At 73.4% G+C, this 15,802-nt stretch carries 7 protein-coding genes and 1 pseudogene; 7 read left to right on the forward strand and 1 reads right to left on the reverse strand.

Features of this window, described 5'->3' with window-relative positions:
- Positions 1 to 239: 239 nt before the first annotated feature.
- A complete protein-coding gene (locus ACFPZJ_RS32020; RefSeq protein WP_381028936.1) occupies positions 240 to 1,283 on the reverse strand; it encodes a serine hydrolase domain-containing protein in 1,044 nt (347 codons plus the stop codon).
- A 171-nt stretch (positions 1,284 to 1,454) separates the two neighbouring features.
- Here ACFPZJ_RS32020 and ACFPZJ_RS32025 point away from each other — a divergent pair, with 171 nt between their 5' ends.
- The 7 genes and pseudogenes from ACFPZJ_RS32025 to ACFPZJ_RS32055 all read left to right on the forward strand — a co-directional run bounded on the left by ACFPZJ_RS32025 (position 1,455) and on the right by ACFPZJ_RS32055 (position 15,781).
- Positions 1,455 to 3,488, forward strand: coding sequence for a serine/threonine-protein kinase (locus ACFPZJ_RS32025; RefSeq protein ID WP_381028940.1), 2,034 nt, complete (start codon positions 1,455 to 1,457; stop codon positions 3,486 to 3,488).
- A 153-nt stretch (positions 3,489 to 3,641) separates the two neighbouring features.
- On the forward strand, positions 3,642 to 6,284 hold the full coding sequence (locus ACFPZJ_RS32030; RefSeq protein ID WP_381028943.1) for a protein kinase: 2,643 nt from the start codon (positions 3,642 to 3,644) through the stop codon (positions 6,282 to 6,284).
- A 208-nt stretch (positions 6,285 to 6,492) separates the two neighbouring features.
- A complete protein-coding gene (locus tag ACFPZJ_RS32035; RefSeq protein ID WP_381028946.1) occupies positions 6,493 to 8,325 on the forward strand; it encodes a serine/threonine-protein kinase in 1,833 nt (610 codons plus the stop codon).
- Between the two features lie 168 nt (positions 8,326 to 8,493).
- On the forward strand, positions 8,494 to 10,149 hold the full coding sequence (locus tag ACFPZJ_RS32040; protein WP_381028949.1) for a serine/threonine-protein kinase: 1,656 nt from the start codon (positions 8,494 to 8,496) through the stop codon (positions 10,147 to 10,149).
- An 81-nt stretch (positions 10,150 to 10,230) separates the two neighbouring features.
- Positions 10,231 to 11,937: a serine/threonine-protein kinase gene (locus ACFPZJ_RS32045; RefSeq protein WP_381028952.1), complete on the forward strand. Its 1,707-nt coding sequence runs from the start codon at positions 10,231 to 10,233 to the stop codon at positions 11,935 to 11,937.
- A gap of 57 nt (positions 11,938 to 11,994) precedes the next feature.
- Positions 11,995 to 12,876: pseudogene (locus ACFPZJ_RS32050) on the forward strand (serine/threonine-protein kinase); the annotation flags it as partial.
- A 1,291-nt stretch (positions 12,877 to 14,167) separates the two neighbouring features.
- A complete protein-coding gene (locus tag ACFPZJ_RS32055; RefSeq protein ID WP_381028955.1) occupies positions 14,168 to 15,781 on the forward strand; it encodes a succinic semialdehyde dehydrogenase in 1,614 nt (537 codons plus the stop codon).
- Positions 15,782 to 15,802 lie beyond the last annotated feature (21 nt).

The following is a 15,802-nucleotide window of genomic DNA, read 5'->3' on the forward strand; positions in this document are numbered from 1 at the left end:
GGGTTCGCGGGCTCACACATGGGCCGGTGGCTAGCGGTCACGCAGTAGGCGGCGCCCTCTCGGATGTCGCGACCGCTTGGCCGCTCGACGGCCTCGGCGCCCGGGTGCACGGCCACCAACTCGGCCGAGCTCGGCCGGGTGCGCAGGCCGCTCGACCGCACGACCGCTCGCTCACGGACCGCCTCGGTTCACTCGAACGGGTGTAGCGAGCCGGGATCTCCGTTCGGGACCCGTCCGTTCTACGAGGTGCGAGGGCAGAACTCGGCGGTGAGCACCGCGGGTTCGAGGCCGGGATCTGCGATCGCGTCCGTGTTCACCCGGAACGTGAGGACACGTCGGCCGTCGCGTGTGGCTGCGGTGCGCACGTAGCTGCCGGAGATATGGCCGTTGTGCCCCCAGACCGTGATGCCGCACGGCAGTTTCTCGGGGAACAGACCCATGCCGTACGCGCCGTGTGCGGCACGGGTGTCGAGCATCTCGCGCAGTTGGCGCGGGGGCAGCAACTTGCCGCCCAGCAGGGCCGCGTAGAAGCGGTCCAGGTCGGCGAGGGTGCTCACCAACTCGCCCGCGGCTCCGGCCACCCGCGGGTCGAGAGCGGTGACGTCGGTGCCGTCGGCGGCGTAGGCGCGGCCGTGCGGAGAGGGCAGAGAAATGCGGGAACCGGGGAAGGAGGTGCCGGTCAGGCGCAGCGGAATGATGATGCGGCGCTCGGCCTCGGCCGCGTAGGAGTGGCCGGTGACCTGGCGGACGATCAGGCCGAGCAGGACGTAGTTGGTGTTCGAGTAGGAGAAGCGGCCGCGGTGGGCCGGGGGGTGGGTGAGCGCGATGCGTACGGCCTGAAGAGGTGTCAGGGGCACGGCCCCGTCGGTGTCCGCGGTGAAGTCGTACAGGCCACTGGTGTGGGTGAGCAGGGAACGCAGGGTCAGCGCGCGGCCGTCGTTGCCCTCTCCCCGCACCAGGCCCGGCAGGTGCCGCTCCACGGTGTCGGACAGCGACAGCCGGTGCTCGGCCGCCAGTTGCAGGGCGACCGTCGCGATGAACGTCTTCGTGATGCTGCCCGCGCGGAAGTGGTCCGACCGGCTGATCCCCTGGCCGGCCTGTGCGTAGCGGGCCTTGGCCCCGTCCTGGGCCAGCAGGGCCGCGGCGGGCGCACCGCCCCGGGTGACCAGCAGCGGGAGGAGCGTGTCCGTGGGCGGGGCGGACGGTGCCGGCGAAGCCGTCGGGGTCAGGACGAAAAGGACCAGGACGACGGCCAGGACCAGGAGTGTCCTCAGTGGCGGCATCCTGGCTCCTCCCGTGTGGGGGCCCATCATGCAGGGCGGCGGAACGCGCGCTTCAGCCGGTCCCCGGGTCAGCGGGCCCGCGAGGCCGCGCCACCGGCACCCTGGGCGTTGGGCACTTGTCGGGTGAGAGACAATGGAGGCTCTGTCAGGGCGGGTTGTATGAGGGGACGCATGTCGGAGGCGGAGCGGGCGGGGGCATCTCGTCAGGACACTCGGCAGGACAACCGTGACCGTCTCCTCGCGGGGCGGTATCGGCTGGGGGACGTACTCGGCCGGGGCGGCATGGGCACGGTGTGGCGTGCCGAGGACGAGACCCTGGGCCGGACGGTCGCCGTCAAGGAGCTGCGGTTCCCGTCGAACATCGACGAGGAGGAGAAGCGGCGTCTGATCACGCGCACCCTGCGCGAGGCCAAGGCGATCGCGCGGATCCGCAACAACGGCGCCGTGACGGTGTTCGACGTGGTCCAGGAGGACGACCGGCCCTGGATCGTGATGGAGCTCGTCGAGGGCAAGTCGCTCGCCGAGGTGATCCGGGAGGACGGCCTGCTGGAGCCGAAGCGCGCGGCGGAGGTCGGCCTGGCGATCCTCGACGTGCTGCGGTCCGCGCACCGCGAGGGCATCCTGCACCGCGACGTGAAGCCGTCGAACGTGCTGATCGCCGAGGACGGCCGGGTCGTGCTCACCGACTTCGGCATCGCCCAGGTCGAGGGCGACCCGTCCATCACCTCGACCGGCATGCTCGTCGGTGCTCCCTCCTACATCTCCCCGGAGCGGGCGCGCGGCCACAAGCCGGGGCCGGCGGCCGACCTGTGGTCGCTCGGCGGGCTGCTGTACGCGGCGGTGGAAGGCCTGCCGCCGTACGACAAGGGGTCCGCCATAGCGACGCTCACGGCCGTGATGACCGAGCCGCTCGAGGAGCCGAAGAACGCGGGACCGCTCAAGGACGTCATCTACGGGCTGCTGACCAAGGATCCCGCCCAGCGGCTCGACGACGCGGGTGCGCGGGCGATGCTCAACGCGGTCATCCACGGGCCCGATCCGAAGGCGGACCAGCCGGAGCCGCTGGACGCGACGAAGGTCGTGCCGTTGCCGGTGCAGCCGGACGAGCGGGGCGGCCGGGGCGGTTCGGCGGGCGCCGGGGGCAAGCGGGGCGAGGAGGCTGCCGAGCGGCTGCGCGGGGCGCTGCGTTCCGTGCGGAAGGCCGCCGTCGGGACGGGGGCGGCCGGATCGGCGGCCACGACCCGTGGCACGTCGGGGAGCGGTACGCCCGCTTCGGGGACGGGCGGTGCGGCCGAGACGCCGACGACCGGAGCGCCCGCGCCGTCGACAACGTCGTCAGCTTCGAGCGGGGCCGCCGGGGCAAGGACCGCATCGGCGGGCCGGAGTTCGGGATGGCCCGTCATGCCGCCGCCGGACCTGCCCGACCTGCCGCCGCGGCCGGTGCCCCGGGCGCCACTCACCGACGTGGTGCCGCGGCGGACACTGATCGTCATCGCGGTGGCCGTGGTGCTCGCCGTGCTCGGAACCGTGCTCGCCCTCGCACTCGGAGATGACGGCCAGGGCTCGAACGGCGCCAGGAGCGGCGACAAGACGCCCGTGGCCAGTGCTCCGGCCGGCGCGGACACCAAGGAGGACGAGAAGGGCGGCACCCGGCCGGACGGCTCGGCGTCCACGTCCGCCGAGCCGGGGACGGAACCGGGCAGCACGCCGACCGCCGACGGCGGCACCGCCGACACCGGCACCGGCTCGGAGGGGTCCGCCGGGAAGGACACCGCGGCGGAGTCGACGCACAAGGGGAGCCAGGGGTATTCGATCGGGCTGCCCAAGGGGTGGAAGTTCCAGTCGACGGGTGCCGCAGGGGATCGTTTCACCGGACCCGACGGGCAGAAGCTGCTCATCGGCTGGACGTCCACGCCGAAGGACGACCCGGTCGCGGACTGGAAGAACCAGGAGCGCGCCATGCGGCGCGCGCAGTACCAGAGGATCCGCATAGAGGCGGTGGACTACCGCGGCTGGAACACGGCCGACTGGGAGTTCACCTACGTGGAGAGCGGCACCAAGTACCGGTCCGTCGACCGGGGGTTCGTCGTCGACGACCAACTCGGGTACGGCCTGATGTACACGGCGAAAGCGGCCGATTGGGGCAGTGAGCTGCGCAAGCAGACATGGCGGACGTTGACGAAGACGTTCGAACCGAAGTCCTGAGCATGAGCCGCGCCGGCTTTGGGGAGTCAGATCTGGCGTCACGTGCCTGCGGGTTGCCTCCGGCACGTATCGTGAGTGCTTGCGGACCGTACGAAGCCGGAACGGGGCGCAGGGCGAACGGAATTGACCGACGGGGCTGCCGGGGGAGGCAACGTGGACGACTATGCGGGACGGGTCCTCGCCGACCGCTACCGCCTGCCGCTGCCGCCGTCCGACGAGTACGAACTCACCGAGACCCGGGCCTTCGACACCTACAGCGGGCAGGAAGTCCTGGTCAGGCAGGTGCCATTGCCGGAAGTCGTCGAGGCCGAGGTGCTCGACGCGGAGGGTCTGCCCGACGGGTTCACGGCCCGTGACGGCGGTGCGCGGCGCGGTGGCGGGCGCACGGGCGCGCGTGCCGGCACACGGCGGCCCACCGATCCGGTCGTCCGGCGTGCCGTCGAGGCCGCGCAGGCGGCCGCCCGCGTCCCCGACCATCCGCGGCTCGACCAGGTCTTCGACGTGTTCGCCGAGGGCGGTTCGCTGTGGATCGTCTCCGAATTGGTGTCCGCGCGGCCCCTGGCGGCGCTGCTCGCCGAGAAGCCGCTGACGCCGTACCGGGCGGCCGAGGTCGCCTCCGACGTCCTCATGGCCCTGCGGGTGCTGCACGCCCACGGCTGGGTGCACCGCAACATCACCGCCCGTACGGTGCTCGTCTGCGACGACGGCCGTGTGATGCTGACCGGCCTCGCGGTCGGGGCGGCGGAGGAGGCGCTGTGCGGGTACGACCCGGTTCCTGCCACCGAGGAGCAGGGGCACGGACCCGAGCCCGTGGAGCACGGCCCCCGGTCGCCCCTCGGTGGGGGTCCTGGTGGCGGGCCGGTCGGACCGTCCGGGGCATCGGGCGGGTTGACCGATCCCGAGGCGGCGCGGCGGGCCGCGATCGAGGCGCGCGCGGCAGGGGGGCTGCCCGGTGCCGGAGGAGACACGGCCAACGGGGCCTCGGCCGCCCTGGCACACCGGCCCGTGGATCCCGGCGGGGACATCCGGGCGGCGCGTGCCGGAGCGATCGCCGCGTACCGTGCGGGAGCCCGGGCCGCCGCCCGTGTGCAGGAGGCGCAGCACGGGCGGGCGGAGCTGCCCGGCGCCCGGCCCGCCCCCGGCAGCGGTCCCGTGCCCCACGGCAACGGCGCGGCGCAGCAGCCGTACGTCCCCGGACAGGGCACGGCGCCCGGCGCCGGCTCTCCCGGCCAGATCGCCGACCCGTACGGCGTGGGCGGCTCGGCCTGGCACGGCGCCGCACCCCGTACAGGCACGGGCACTGGCGGTGCGGCGTCCGCCGGCGGCTCCGGCGGCAACGGGCCCGGGGGGCAGGGCCGTACGACGCTTCCGCCCGCGGGCCACGGCACCGCACCCCTCGGACTGCCCGGCCCCGGCCCCGCCCAGGGCACCGGTCCTGGTGCCGCATCAGGTCCGGGCCCGGCCCCCGTCGGCGAAGGCGCCTCCCCGGCACGCTGGGACGATCTCGTCGCCCACACCCCCGCCCACCGGGGCCCGACCACCGCCCTGGCCGCCGAGCGGGCGCGGCAGACGCGGATGTCGGTCGTGGGGCCGGTGACCGAGCGATGGGCGCCGGAGCAGGCCGGGCCGGTGCACGAGAACTGGCAGCTGGCCGCGCCGATCGGGCCCGCGACCGACCTGTGGGCGCTCGGCGCGCTGCTCTTCCGCGCCGTACAGGGGCATGCGCCCTACCCGGAGGAGTCCACGGCCGAGCTGGTGCAGATGGTGTGCGCGGAGCCGCCCGCCTACGCCGAGGAGTGCGGGCCGCTCCGGCCGGTCGTGGAGTCGCTGCTGCGTCAGGACCCCACCGACCGGATCGACTTCGAGGAGCTGCGCGGCTGGCTGCGGTCGCTGGTGCGCTCGGCACCCGAGCCGGAGGCGGGCGTGCACGTCGTGGCGGCGCCGCCCGTCGACGCGAGCCGGCTGCCCGTCGTGCGCCGCCGGGGGGAGCTGGTGCGCAGGCGGCGCGCCGGGCTGCCCGCGCACCACGGGCGGCACAAGCGGGCCCGGCAGGAGACGGCGTCACCGCGCCGCCTCGGCCGCAACCTGCTCCTGCTGGTGCTGCTCGCCCTGGCCGCGGCGGTCGCGTACGCCATGCTCTTCATGCCGAAGGCCGACAGCGACACCGGCGGGACGGGCGCCCAGGACCGGACCGGCGCCGCCGGCGAGGTGAGCCGGGCGCCCGAGCCGGACGCCAGCGGTGAGCCCCGCACCGACCAGACCTCCCCGAAGCCGGAGGACGGCAAGCAGAGTCCCAAGGAGTCGGCCGGTTCCACCGAGACGCAGACCACCGGCCCCGAGGTCGCCGACGGCTTCACCCTGCGCAAGGACTCCGAGGGCTTCCAGGTCGCCGTCGCCGAGGGCTGGGACCGTACGCCCAAGAACGGCAGTGGTCAGGTGGTCTACGCCGAGGGGGCTTTCGAACTCATCGTCGTACCGGGCCGGGACAGCGCGCGGGAGTACGGCAGCGATCCCATGGCGTACCAGCGGGAGAAGGAGCGCGAGCTGCAGCCGTACCGCGACTCCAGTTGGGCCACCTCCACCGGGCTGAAGACGATCCAGGTCGGCGGGCGGACCATGGCCGAGGGGCAGTTCACCTGGAGCGGCGGCGACGGGAGCGAGCTGTACGTGCGCAACCTCGCGATCCTGATCGACGGGCGCTACCACGTGGTGCAGGTGCGCGGTCCCGAGGCCGAACGCGACGAGGTGACGCGACTGTACGAGCAGGCGGCGGCCACGTACCGGTTCACCGGCTGATCGCCTGCCGTGCGCCTCGCCGCGAGCCGGTGAGTCACTGTCGGCTGACGGGCCGTTTCACAGCGTGCCGTTCACCTCTTGGTTCCCTCCAGCCCCGAACAGCGACAACCGTCACAGTGCGGTCTCCTTGGCACCCCGCTTGTTCCCTGGGCGCGGGTGGGTCCTTACTCTGACCCTGTCAAGACCATTGCGGGGCAACGTGAATCAGATGCAGGGCCTGCTCGTCGCGGGCCGCTACCGGCTCGGCGATCCGATCGGCAGCGGCGGCATGGGCCGTGTGTGGCGTGCGCATGACGAGGTGCTGCACCGAACCGTCGCCATCAAGGAGCTGACCGCCGCGCTCTACGTGTCCGAGAGCGAGCAGGCCGTCCTGCTGGCGCGGACCCGGGCGGAGGCGCGCGCGGCGGCACGGATCAACCACTCCGCCGTCGTCACCGTGCACGACGTGCTCGACCACGACGGCCGGCCGTGGATCGTGATGGAGCTGGTCGAGGGCCGCTCACTCGCCGACGAGGTCAAGGAACACGAGCGGGTCGAGCCCCAGGAGGCGGCCCGCATCGGCCTGTGGGTGCTGCGCGCGCTGCGTGCCGCGCACACCGCCGGCGTCCTGCACCGTGACGTCAAGCCCGGCAACGTCCTCCTCGGCCGCGACGGCCGCGTCCTGCTCACCGACTTCGGCATCGCGCAGATCGAGGGCGACACGACCATCACGCGCACCGGAGAGGTCGTCGGCTCGGTCGACTACCTGGCGCCCGAGCGCGTCCGTGGCCACGACCCCGGTCCCGCGTCCGACCTGTGGGCGCTCGGCGCGACGCTGTACACGGCGGTGGAGGGCAGGTCGCCGTTCCGCCGCACGACGCCGCTGACCACCATGCAGGCGGTGGTCGAGGAGGAGGTGGCCGAGCCGCGGTACGCCGGTCCGCTGGAGCCCGTCGTCCTCGCGCTGCTGCGCAAGGATCCGGCCAGTCGGCCGGGCGCGGCGGAGCTGGAGCAGATGCTGGCCGAGGCAGCGCAGGGACGGCGGCCGAGCGCGGCACAGGCGTACGTGCCGACCCAGCACCAAGGCACTCACCACCCCGTTCACTCCGGCCGGGGCGGGTCCGGAGCGGGGACGTCCGCGACGACGCCGAGGCCGTACGGGCGGATGTCCGGCACTCTGCTGTCCGGCACCCCGGCGGCCGGCACACCGACGAGCGGTACGCCGATGACCGGGACGCCGACGGGCGGGACGTCGGCGACCGGCACGCCGGGCACCGGTTCGACGGGGACCGGCCCCTCGGCGGCCGGTTCGACCGGTGCGACCGCGGCGGGGACCGGCCCGACGGCCAACGGCCCGATGACGACCGGCCCGACGGCGACCGGCTCGGGCGTCAGGGAGCAGACCCATCACGCGGCCGCCGCCCCGCCGAGGCGCCGCCGTCTGCGAACGCTCGCCCTGGTCGTCGTCCTCGCCGCGCTCGTCGGCGGGGGCACCGCCGTGCTGCTGCAGAAGTGGGACGAGCGGCGGCAGTTGGACAGCCGTGCCTCGGCCACGTCGAGCCCCACGTCCGAGCAGAGCGCGCAGGGACCGGTGCCCGCCGGCTGGGTCCGCTACGACGACCCCCTGGGTTTCAGCCTCTACCTGCCCCGGGGCTGGAAGCGACAGGTCTACGACGACGAGGGCGATCTGCGGCAGATCGACTACACCCCCGACGGCGGCAGGCACTTCGTCCGGATCGCCGTGGACACCTCTCCCGACTTCGCCGATCCGTACGCCCACCAGCTGGACCTCGAACAGCAGCTGAGCCGGCTGGTCGACTACAGGCGGGTGACTCTGGAGCGGAACATCTACCGCGACCGCGGAGGCGCCCGCTGGGAGTACACGTGGACCGCGCAGAAGGCCACGGGCTTTCCCGGCCCGCGCCGTGCCGTCGAGGAGACGTACATCGCGCGTGACGGCACCGAGTACGCGCTCTACATGTCGTCGCCCGCGGAGGACTGGGCGACGACGCGCAAGCAGTTCACGTCGCTGCTGCAGGGCTGGCTGGAGAAGACACCCTGACGGAGACGGCGCCGGGCACCGGGCCCTGCACCAAGGCCCCTGCCGCCGAAGCCCCCGGCAGCGAGGCCCCTCAACCAGGGCACACGTCTCCGACGGCAGGCCATCGGTTTCGGCCAGCCGCCCGCCGGCCCCCCGGAGCCGATCCGTCCGGTGGGGCATGATGGCCGCATGGTGACCGGGACCGAGGGGCACAACGTCCGCGTCATCGCGGACCGCTACCGGCTGGAGGACAGGCTCGGGCGCGGCGGCATGGGCGTGGTCTGGCGGGCGACCGACCAACTCCTCGGACGTCAGGTGGCGGTCAAGGAACTCCCCGTCGACGAGACGCTCTCCGCGGACGAGGCCCGGCGGCAGCGGGACCGTACCCTGCGCGAGGCCCGCGCGGTCGCGCAGCTGCACCATCCGCACATCATCGTCGTCCATGACGTCGTCGTGGACGAGTCGGACGGCGAACGCCCCTTCATCGTCATGGAGTTGATCGACGGCGGCTCGCTCGCCGACCGCATCGCCACGCGCGGCCCGGTCGACGCCGCCGAGGCCGCCCGCATCGGCCTCGCCCTGCTGGGCGCGCTGGGCACCGCACACGCGGCCGGTGTCCTGCACCGCGACCTCAAGCCCGCCAACGTCCTGCTGGAGGCCGGCACCGACCGGATCGTGCTCACCGACTTCGGTATCGCCCAGGTCGCGGGCGCCACCACACTCACCGAGACCGGTTCCTTCGTCGGCTCGCCCGAGTACACCGCACCCGAGCGGATGTCCGGAGCGCGGACCGGCCCCGAGTCCGACCTGTGGTCGCTCGGTGCGCTGCTGTGCGCTGCCCTCAGTGGCGAGACGCCGTTCCACCGCGACTCGTTGAGCGGCGTCCTGCACGCCGTCGTGTTCGACGAGATCCGGCCACCTCCCCAGGCCGAGCCGCTCCTGCCCGTCGTACGGGGCCTGCTGGAGCGCGACCCGGACCGGCGGCTGGACGCGGACACGGCGGAGCGGATGCTGCGGGCCTTCCGCGACACGGGCCGCACACCACAGGTGCCACCGCTCGGCCACCCGTCGACGGAGCGTGATGCGCCCCGCCGGGGGCCGTCGCTCCTGCGGGACGCGGCGGCTTGGCGTTCGCCGATGCGGTGGGCCGCCGCGGTCGGCCGGCCGCGGATGCGGCAGGACGACGACGGCGGACGGCGCCCCGCACGGTGGGCGGCCGGCGGCGGGCGGTCGTCGGTGCGGCGGGACGCTCCCGGTGAACGCTCCCGGATGCCCCAGGACGCCGGTGCGTGGCCTCCCGGACCCCAGGACGCGGCCGGTGCGTGGCGCGCCGGACCCCAGGGCGCCGCGGGTGGGTGGCGCGCCGGACAGCAGGACGCCGGTGCGTGGCCCCCCGGAGGCCGGGATGCCGCCGGTCCGTGGTCCCCCGGTGCGCAGGACGCCGGTGGGTGGCCTTCGACGCCGCAGGACGCCGGCGGTGGGCAGTCGCCGATCGGGCCGCCGGGCACGGTTACCGCCGGGCAGCCGTCGGAGCCCACCGACGAGCACTCCGCCCGGCAGTCCACGCGGGGCGTGCTCGTGGCCGCGCTGCTGGTCGCCGCGATGGCGGGAGCGGGAGTGTCCGCGGCGGCGCTGCTCATGGACCAGGACGGCGACCGCGGCGGCACACCGACGAGTCCGGCACCGGAGAGACCCCCGACCGGCACCACACCGGCGCCCACGCCGACTCCCACTCGCACCCCCACATCCAGCCCCACCACCGGAACCCCGGACCCCGCCCCCACCTCGACGGTCACCGTCACCCACACCCCCTCCCCGTCGAGGCCGCCGACAAACGGGAGATAAGCCCCGGCGCGGGTCACGGCTCTGTGACCGCGACGCCTGCGTGGTGGATGCGCGGGCGCTCGGCGCGATATGGATGAACCCATGAGCAACGACGGGGGAGCCCCACACGGGTCCGACGAGCCAACGAGTTTCGCTCTGCAACCACCGAATCCGCCGGTGCGGGCGCCGCACCCGGGCAACCCGTACGCCACGCCCACCGCGCCCGCCACCCACGGCGTGCGGCCCGCACCCAGGCCCGCGACGGTGCCCGCACCCGCACCTACATCCGCGCCCGCACCCGCGTCCGCGCCCTCGCAGGACCCCCGCGCCGGGCGGCTGATCGCCGGCCGCTACCGGTTGATCGCCAAGCTCGGGCACGGCGGCATGGGCACGGTCTGGCGGGCCAAGGACGAGACGGTGGACCGCGAGGTCGCCGTCAAGGAGCCCCGCGTACCCGAGCATCTTCCCGAACGCGAACGCGCCAACGCCTTCGAGCGGATGCGCCGCGAGGCGCGCGCCGCGGCCCGGCTCGACCACCCCGCGGTGGTCAACGTCCACGACGTGGCGGTCGTGGACGGCCAGCCGTGGATCGTGATGGAGCTGGTGCGGGGACGGTCCCTCGGTGACACCCTCCAGGAGGGAACGCTCAGTGCCCGTGACGCGGCCCGTATCGGCCTGGAGGTGCTGGGCGCGCTGGAGGCCGCGCACGCGGCCGGCATCCTGCACCGGGACGTCAAACCGGACAACGTACTGCTCGGCCGCCACGACCGCGTCGTCCTCACGGACTTCGGCATCGCCCGGATCGAGGGCGAGACCGACCTGACCGACACCGGCGGCTTCGTCGGATCCCCCGAGTACGTCGCGCCGGAGCGGGTGCTGGGCCAGCGCCCGGGCCCCGCCAGCGACCTGTGGTCCCTCGGCGTGGTGCTGTACGCGGCGACGGAGGGCGTCTCGCCGTTCCGCCGCAGCAACACGCCCGCCACGCTCCAGTCCGTCCTCAACGCCGCACCCGCACCGCCCGCCTCCGCGCAGGGCCCGCTCGCCGAGGTCATCACCGGCCTGCTGCAGAAGGACCCGGCGCGCCGCCCGGACGCGGCCCAGGTGCGCGCCCTGCTGGAAGCGGCCGCGAACCCGCCCGCCCCCGAGCCCACCCAGGCGGTGACGGTCGCCGACACCGGCGGCCGGGGACTCCGGCTCGGCCGCACGACGTGGTTCGGGCTCGGCGCGGCCGTCGTCGCGGCGGCGGTGACGGCGTACCTGGTGATCGCCGACCCGTTCGCGGGGCCGTTGCCGCAGGGCTGGGCGACCCGCCACGAGAAGGACGTCGCCGCCACGCTCGCCGTCCCGGACGGCTACGAGCGGACCCTGCCCGACCGGGAAACGGACAAGAAGCACTGGGTCACGTACACCGACCAGAGCGGCGCCATCTGGATCGGCCTGACCCTGGACAAGAAGTCCGAGGACACCGGCAACACCATCGCGGACTCCGCCGCCGCCGAGATGTACGAGGACGACGGCGACTTCAAGGAGAGCGGCGACTACACCCTCGGCATGCCGGAGAACCCGAAGACCGCGCCTGACCCGAAAACGACGTACCAGGGCGGGAAGTCCGCGCAGAACACGGTCGTCTACACCACCACCGACAGTCAGTACCCCCGCCCGCGGGAGCTGCGGCTCTTCTACTACCGCACCTCCGGCGGCGACATGTACAAGCTCACCGTCAGCTACCCGGGCAAGGGTGACTTCACCGAACGCGGCCGTGAGGTCGCGCGGACGGCGATCGCCAACCTGGACGTCGACAAGCTCTGAGGGATGTCGCCGGGACTCGCGTCGACAAGGCGCCGCCCGGCACGGTACTCATGACGCATGAGTGACGGCGGCGAACATCAGCGCGACGGTCGGCTGGTCGGTGGGCGGTACCGGCTGATCGAGCGCATCGGCTCCGGCGGGATGGGCACGGTCTGGCGGGCCCTCGACGAACGCGTGGACCGCGAGGTCGCCGTCAAACAACCGAGACTGCCGGGCGACCCCGGAGACGAGAGCCACCGGCGGGCCGCCCACCGTCTCTACCGCGAAGCCCGCGCAGCCGCCCGTGTCGACCACCCCTCCGCCGTGGCCATCCACGACGTCGTCGTCGAGGCGGAGGGCCCCGAGGGGGCGGCCGGGGCGGAAGGCCTGGACGGACTGCCGTGGATCGTCATGGAGTTGGTGCGCGGCGAGTCCCTGCACGAGGCGCTCCAGCGCGGCCCGCTGGACGCGCGGGAGGCGGCCCGTGTCGGCCGCGCCGTCCTCGGAGCCCTGCGTGCCGCGCACGCCGTCGGCATCGTGCACCGCGACGTGAAGCCCGCCAACGTACTCCTCGGCCCGCACGGCCGTGTCGTCCTCACCGACTTCGGCATCGCCCACGTCCAGGGCGAGGAATCCCTCACCGTCAGCGGGGAGTTCATCGGCTCCCTGGAGTTCGTCGCCCCGGAGCGGATGTCCGGCCGGATCGCCGGCCCGGCCTCCGACCTGTGGTCGCTGGGCGTCCTGATGTACGCGGCCGTCGAGGGCTGGTCCCCGTTCCGCCGTACGACCCTGGAGTCCACGCTCGCCGCGATCCTCGCCGCCGACCCGCCCGAGCCGAAACAGGCCGGGCCCCTCGGCCCGCTCGTCGTACGGCTGCTGGCGAAGGACCCCGGGCGGCGCCCGGCCCCGGAGGAGGCCGACGCGGTCCTGGAGGCGGTCGTGAAGGGGTGGCCCGTCCCGGACCCCTTCCGGGAGGGCGTGACCGAGGCGCAGGACCCCGAGTCCCTGGGCGGCTACGCGGAGGACGCGGGGACGGTACGACTGAGGGAAGCGGAACCGGAAGCCCAAGCGAAAGCCGAACCGCAAGCGAAAGCCGAACCGGAAGCGCGAGCGAAAGCCGAACCCGAAGCGAAAGGGGCAGCCGGACTCGAAGCCGAACCCGACCTCGACGCCGCTCGCGACGGCAAAGCCGCAGCCGCACCCACGACCGACGCCGGGTCACGAGCCGAGTCCGAAGCGGACGCCGGGTCACCAGCCCAGTCCGAAGCGAACGCCGGCACCGAGTCACGAGCCGAGTCCGTAGCGGACACCGAGGCCGAGTCACGAGCCGAATCCCGAGCGGACGCGGAACCCACAGTCGACCCCGCATCCGCATCCGCACCCCTCCCCGACCCACCGACCACCCTCCACCCCACCCCCACTTCCACCCGCACCCCCGCTCCACGCCGCCGAACCCTCCGTCATCCCGCCTCCGTCGCCCTGCTCGGCCTCCTCCTCACCGGCGGCGTATGGCTGACCACCAGCTCCTTCCTGGTGGAGACCGACAACCGCCCTGCCACGGAACAGACCGGACAGACCACCACCGACAGCAAGGCCCCCGGCGTCAAGGCCCCCGGCGTCGCGACGAGCAGCCCCACGCCTGCCCCCTGGACCGCCCACCGCGAGAAGGACATGGACGCCGTCCTCTCCGTCCCCGACGGGTACGCGGAGTTCGCCCGGCAGGGCAGCGCGAGCTACCAGCCCCGCATCGTGATCTACGCGAAGGACGCCGTCCACGTCCGCCTCACCCAGTGGGACAAGGCGCCCCGCTCCCCGATGGGCCAGGCCCAGGAGGCCCACAGAGCATGGGACAGCTACAGCGGAGACGCGCGGACGCAGTACACCCGCACCAGTGTTCAGGGCTACGAGGCGGTCATCGCCGACACGACGTACGACCTTGAGGACAGCCCCGTCCGGGTCATGGAACTGATGATCCTCACCGACGACAGCCGCATGTACGAACTCCGCGTCGACATGCCCAAGGGCACTCCGGACGAGAAGAACGGCACGGCGGTGTTCAAGGGCGCCCGCGACCGGCTCAGGATCGGAACCGGCTGAACCTGCGCAACCGGCCGAAGTCATACGGACCTTGCCTTACAACGCCCTGATCAGCACGTTCGTTGCCAGTGCTCACTGGCGCCATGTGTGTACTCGGTGAAGCCGCGTTACCGACGGGTACCCAAAGCCTCCGCCGCCGCATACCCTGCCGCTCATGACGGACGCGCAGGCCCCGGCCAAGACCGGCACGAACCCCATCGCCCCCGCTCCGGCGGGCGCTCGCACCGCCGACGACGTGGTCACTCCCGAGCTGGTCGCCCAGCTCACCAAGGGGGTCGTCGGCTCGGGCCGGACCGCCAACCACACGCCGTTCACCGGTGAGAAGCTGGCCGACCTCCCCGAGTCGACGCCCGAGGACGTGCGCAACGCCTTCGAGGCGGCCCGCGCCGCCCAGGCCGTGTGGGCCCGGACCCCGGTACGGCAGCGCGCCGCCGTCCTGCTCCGCTTCCACGACCTGGTGCTGGAGCGCCAGGCCGAAGTGCTCGACCTCATCCAGCTGGAGACCGGCAAGGCCCGCCTGCACGCCCACGAGGAGGTCCAGGCCGTCGCCGTCGCAGCCCGCCACTACGGCCGCAAGGCCGTCTCCTACCTCAGGCCCAAGCGGCACACGGGCGCCGTGCCGGTCCTCACCAAGGTCACCGAACTGCGCCAGCCGCGTGGGGTGGTCGGCCAGATAGCTCCCTGGAACTACCCGCTGGAACTGTCCGTCGGTGACGCGCTGCCCGCTTTCGTCGCGGGCAACGCCGTCGTCATGAAGCCGGACACGGAGACCTGCCTGACCGCGCTGTGGGCCCGCGACCTGCTGATCGAGGCCGGGCTGCCCGCCGATGTCTTCCAGGTCGTCCTCGGGGACGGACCGGTCGTCGGCCCGGAGGTCGTCCGGCACGCCGACTACGTCTCCTTCACCGGCTCCACCCGCACCGGCCGCGAGGTCGCCCAGGGCGCCGCCGCCCGCCTGGTCGGCGTCTCCCTCGAACTGGGCGGCAAGAACGCCATGCTGGTGCTGGAGGACGCGGACATCGAGAAGGCCGCAGCGGGCGCCGTCCGGGCGTGCTTCTCCTCCGCCGGCCAGCTGTGCATATCCATCGAGCGGCTGTACGTCCACGAGTCGGTCGCGGACGCCTTCCTGGAGCGTTTCGCCGCCCGTACGAAGGCCCTGCGGCTCGGCACCTCCCTCGCGTACGGCGCCGACATGGGCTCCCTGGTGGGTGAGCGTCAGCTGGAGACCGTGACGCGGCACGTGGAGGAGGCCGTCGCCCAGGGCGCGAAGGTCGTCGCGGGCGGCGTCGCGCGCCCGGACGTCGGCCCGTACTTCTACGAGCCGACGATCCTCGACGGCGTCGGTGCGGACATGTCCGTCTGCACGGAGGAGACCTTCGGCCCGGTCGTCTCGGTCTACCGCTTCAAGACCGAGGACGAGGCCGTCGAACGCGCCAACGCCACACCCTACGGCCTGAACGCGTCCGTCTGGACGAAGAACGCCCGCCGCGGTCACGAGGTCGCCGCCCGCCTGCGCACCGGCACCGTGAACATCAACGAGGGCTACGCGCCCGCGTACGGCAGCGTCCAGTCGCCGATGGGCGGCATGAAGGACTCCGGCCTCGGTCGCCGCCACGGCTCCGAGGGCATCCTCAAGTACACCGAGGCCCAGACCGTCGCCCACCAGCGACTGCTGCCGATGGCTCCCTCCCTGGGGATGGACGACGAGAAGTACGCCCAGTTCATGAGCCGCAGCCTGCGCCTGATGAAGGCCCTGAGGTTCAAGTAGACGAGCCGGTACAGCAACTCG

Source organism: Streptomyces bullii, assembly GCF_042657145.1.
Taxonomy (GTDB): Bacteria; Actinomycetota; Actinomycetes; order Streptomycetales; family Streptomycetaceae; genus Streptomyces; species Streptomyces bullii.